The organism is Streptomyces sp. NPDC053513, from assembly GCF_044544765.1.
Classification (GTDB): Bacteria; Actinomycetota; Actinomycetes; order Streptomycetales; family Streptomycetaceae; genus Streptomyces; species Streptomyces litmocidini.
The window spans coordinates 1-3,517 of record NZ_JBITXP010000055.1 but is presented as its reverse complement, the minus strand read 5'-3'; the positions used below and the strand labels follow the sequence as shown (position 1 = coordinate 3,517).

At 75.4% G+C, this 3,517-nt stretch carries 3 protein-coding genes; 1 reads left to right on the top strand and 2 read right to left on the bottom strand.

Annotation, left to right across the window (positions count from 1 at the left end; translation table 11 throughout):
* Positions 1-89 precede the first annotated feature (89 nt).
* Positions 90-2,039: a DUF5107 domain-containing protein gene (locus tag ACIGW4_RS38055; protein ID WP_399586305.1), complete on the bottom strand. Its 1,950-nt coding sequence runs from the start codon at positions 2,037-2,039 to the stop codon at positions 90-92.
* 179 nt (positions 2,040-2,218) lie between these two features.
* On the opposite strand from ACIGW4_RS38055, the gene ACIGW4_RS38050 reads away from it, so the two are divergent.
* Positions 2,219-2,551: a DUF6204 family protein gene (locus tag ACIGW4_RS38050; RefSeq protein ID WP_123456226.1), complete on the top strand. Its 333-nt coding sequence runs from the start codon at positions 2,219-2,221 to the stop codon at positions 2,549-2,551.
* Here ACIGW4_RS38050 and ACIGW4_RS38045 read toward each other — a convergent pair.
* Positions 2,548-3,096, bottom strand: coding sequence for a GNAT family N-acetyltransferase (locus ACIGW4_RS38045; RefSeq protein WP_399586303.1), 549 nt, complete (start codon positions 3,094-3,096; stop codon positions 2,548-2,550). The genes ACIGW4_RS38050 and ACIGW4_RS38045 overlap by 4 nt on opposite strands.
* Positions 3,097-3,517: the final 421 nt, after the last annotated feature.

Here is a 3,517-nt window from a genome sequence, read left to right as displayed (position 1 = left end):
TCGACAGCCCGGCTGCACCTGGATGTCACGGTCTGGTACTCGAACGCTCCGAGAAGCACCCGCGTCTGCGGAACGCTCATAACTACGGATTAGGCGTCCGGCAGGGATTCGTCGGTTAGCTCCGCCCAGAGCTCGCCGAGGACCTCCGCGCCCTCGCGCAGGTCCGCCACCTCGAAGCCCTCGTCGAAGACGGCACGGGCCTCGTCCGTCCGGCCCTCGGCGAGCAGTATCCGCACCTCCAGGAGGCGGAAGGCACCCCTCCCCCGGACCTCGTCCGGCAACCGCGCCCACAGCTCCCGCGCCGGACCGGGCCGGCCCGCGGCGAGCAGCGCCGCCGTGGCCTCGCGGCCGAGGGCGGCGGCCACGGGCTCGCTCCCGTCGCGATCCGCGTGGTCGGCATGGTCGGCGTGGTCGGTGAAGGCCTCCGCGAACCGCTCGGCGGCCCGTCGCGGATGGCCGTCCTCCTGGTCGGCGACGGCCAGGCAGTACAGCAGGGGCCAGCGCACCTCGGCCCGGTGGAGTCCGCGCTCCCAGCTCCGTACCGCCTGGGCGCGGTCTCCCGCGTGCCACTGGGCGATGCCGAGGTGGTACTCGGTGGACGGGTCGGCGGGGGCGGTCTCCAGCATGTCCCGCCAGGGGGTGGCGACCAGCGGCGCGCCGGGTCCCGCGCCCTTCGCCGGGGGCGGCAGGACGCCGGTGCGCAGGAGCTCCCGCCAGGGTTCCTGGTCCGGGCCGAGGGTCGACTCGGGGAAGGGCGTGCCCGGCAACTCGTACCCTCCGCGCAGGACTTCGAGGGCTCCCCAGCCGGAACCGGTCGCGAGGACGGTCTCCGGTCCGGCGTCCGCTGCGCCCTCCCGCCAGGCGGTGTACGCCGCGTCGACGGCGGCGCGGGGCAGCGCCGCCTCCAGACGGTCCTCGACGTCGGTGCGGGCCGCCGCCCAGTCGTCGCCGAGCGCCGCCTCCGGGTCGGCGGCGAGCGGCCCGTACGCCTCCAGCCAGCTGAACTCGGCACCGCCCGCCAGCTCCAGGTGTTCCAGCTGGGTGCGGGCGAGTCCGGCCTGCATCTCGGCGTAGCCGGGGGTGCCGGGCTCGGTCAGCCACTCCTGCCAGCGCCGTCCGCCGCGCTCGGTTCCCCACAGGAAGAGCTTGCGGCCGCGCAGCGCGTCGGTGGAGGTCTGGACGAGTCCGCGGCCGTCGGCGTCGAGGGCGGCGATCCAGCGGCGCTGTTCCTCGGGCAGGTCGTAGAAGTAGTCCGCGGCGTGGGCGCCGTTCAGCGGGTACGAGCGGTCGGTGCCGTCCTCGGCGACCGGCACGGGGAGGCGGTTCAGGCCGCGCTCGTAGCCGTGGTGCCAGGCCGCGTCGGCGGGCACGAGGACCCTGCGCTCCTCGGGGACGGCGGTGTTGGACCACCAGTAGGCGGGGACGGTCCGCTCGTGGGGGTTGCGGACGCGGACGCCGACGTACAGGAAGTCCGAGCCCTCCGGGAGCCACAGGTCGACCTGGAAGGGCAGGTCGCGCAGGCGCTCCCACTCCCACAGGCGGAGCATCGGGCCGCCGTCGGGGGCGCGGACGACTGCCGCGTGGAGGGGCGAGCAGGAGAGGGTGGTGTGGCCGGTGGCCCCGATGTTCCACTCGATGCCGCCGGAGAACCAGGCGCCGTTGAGGGCGAAGGCGGCGGGCTGGAACACCGGGTTGCGGTACAGGAGTTCGCGTCCGGTGGGCTTGTGGTGCAGGGAGTGGACGCGGCCGCCGAGGCCGGGCAGCACGGTCGCCCGGAGCCGGTCGTTCTCGATCACGATCGCGTCGAGGCCGGCGGGCGTGCGCTCGCGGCCGTAGCCGTCGCGGACGGCGGTCGGGAGCAGGCTGCGCAGGGGCGCCCGTCCGATGCCCCGGGCCATGTCGCGCGGGAGCTCCGCGAGGGTCCGCGCGTCGACCGCGTGGGCCCCGGCGCCGGCGGGGGCCCGCAGTGCGGGAAGGGGGTTGTCCGGGCCCAACGGGGCCGCGGGCAGCGTCAGTACGGCACGTCGTACGGTCGTCATCGATCCATGGAACACGCCGGAGCCGGTCCTGACCAGGGGTTCTCCGCGTCAGGCTTCGGCAAAGCCGCGGGGCTGGGGTGCCCGGATATTCCCGGCGGGGGCGGCGTCCGCCGCCGTAGTGTGGAGGGCCGGCCCGCCGCCTGGGCGGGCGGGGACCAGTGGCACAGGGAGTACGAGGAATGGGCACGCAGCACACCTACCGGGTCATCGTGCGCGGCACGTTCGACGGTCTGTCGGAGGAGAGCCGGTCCCGGCTGCTCGCCGAGGTGGACGCGCACGGGCTGACGGCGATGCAGTTCACGGAGGAGGGCTCGCTGACCTACGACCGGGCGCTGAAGCACTTCTCGTACCGCCTGGTCGTCGTCTCGGACGCCGAGGACGGCGAGGAGATGGCGGGCGCGATCGCGGAGGACCGGGTGGAGAAGGCGCTCGGTGGGCTCGGCCACGGGTACAAGGCGCTGCGCTCGACGGTGACGGACCTCGACACGATGAAGATCAACTACAAGCGTTAGTCCGGGTCGGGCGCGGTGATCGCCCAGCGTTCGTGGTCCCGCCACGCCCCGTCGATGTGCAGCATCGCGGGCGAGAAGCCTTCCAGGCGGAAGCCGGCGCGGCGGACGAGGGCGCGGGAGGCGGTGTTGCCGGGCTGGATGTTCGCCTCCAGGCGGTGCAGTTCCAGGGGGCCGAAGGTGTGCTCCAGGACCAGCCCGAGGGCCTCGGTGAGGAGCCCGCGCCCGGCGGCGTGCGCGAAGGCTCCGTAGCCGAGGGCTCCGCTGCGGAACGCGCCGCGGACGATGTTGTTGATGTTGACGAAGCCGGCGATCCCGCCGCCGTCGGCGCGCTCGCAGACCAGGAGGCCGACGCGCGCCGGGTCCTCGATCAGGGGGCCCGCGTAGGCGGCGTACGCCTCGGGCGTGCACGGCGGGAAGAGCCAGGGGCGGTGCAGCTCCCGGCTCTCGCGGGCGCGGGCGGTGAACTCCTCGGCGTCGGCGAGGGAGAAGTGCCGCAGGCCCACGCGGGGTCCGACGGCGAGATACGTACCGGGTGCGTCGACCATACGGGCCAGGCTATGCGGCGGGACGGCGCCCCACCCCTCGCGCCCCTCTCCGGCCGCCCGGCTCCACCGGGGCGACGCCCCCGCGCCCTCCGTGGACTCGCGCCTGCCGGGCGACGGCCCCGCCCACCCCCGCGCCTCCGCTGCGAGCGCCCACCCGCCGGGCGATGCCCGCCCCGCTGCAGCCACGCACCCGCCGGTGCGGTGCCCACCCCGCGCCCGCCGGGCGGTGCCCACGCCTCGCGTCCCCGCTGTGGCTGCGCCCGCTGGACGATCCCGCCCCTTGCGCCCCCGTTGTGGGCAGCGCCTGCCGGTGCGGTGCCCCGCCGCCGTTGTGGGCAGTCGTTCCGCTGGGGCGGAACGGGTGGGCACAACGGACCCGCGCCCTGCCGGCGCCCGAGGCTCATGTGCCTGGACCCGCACC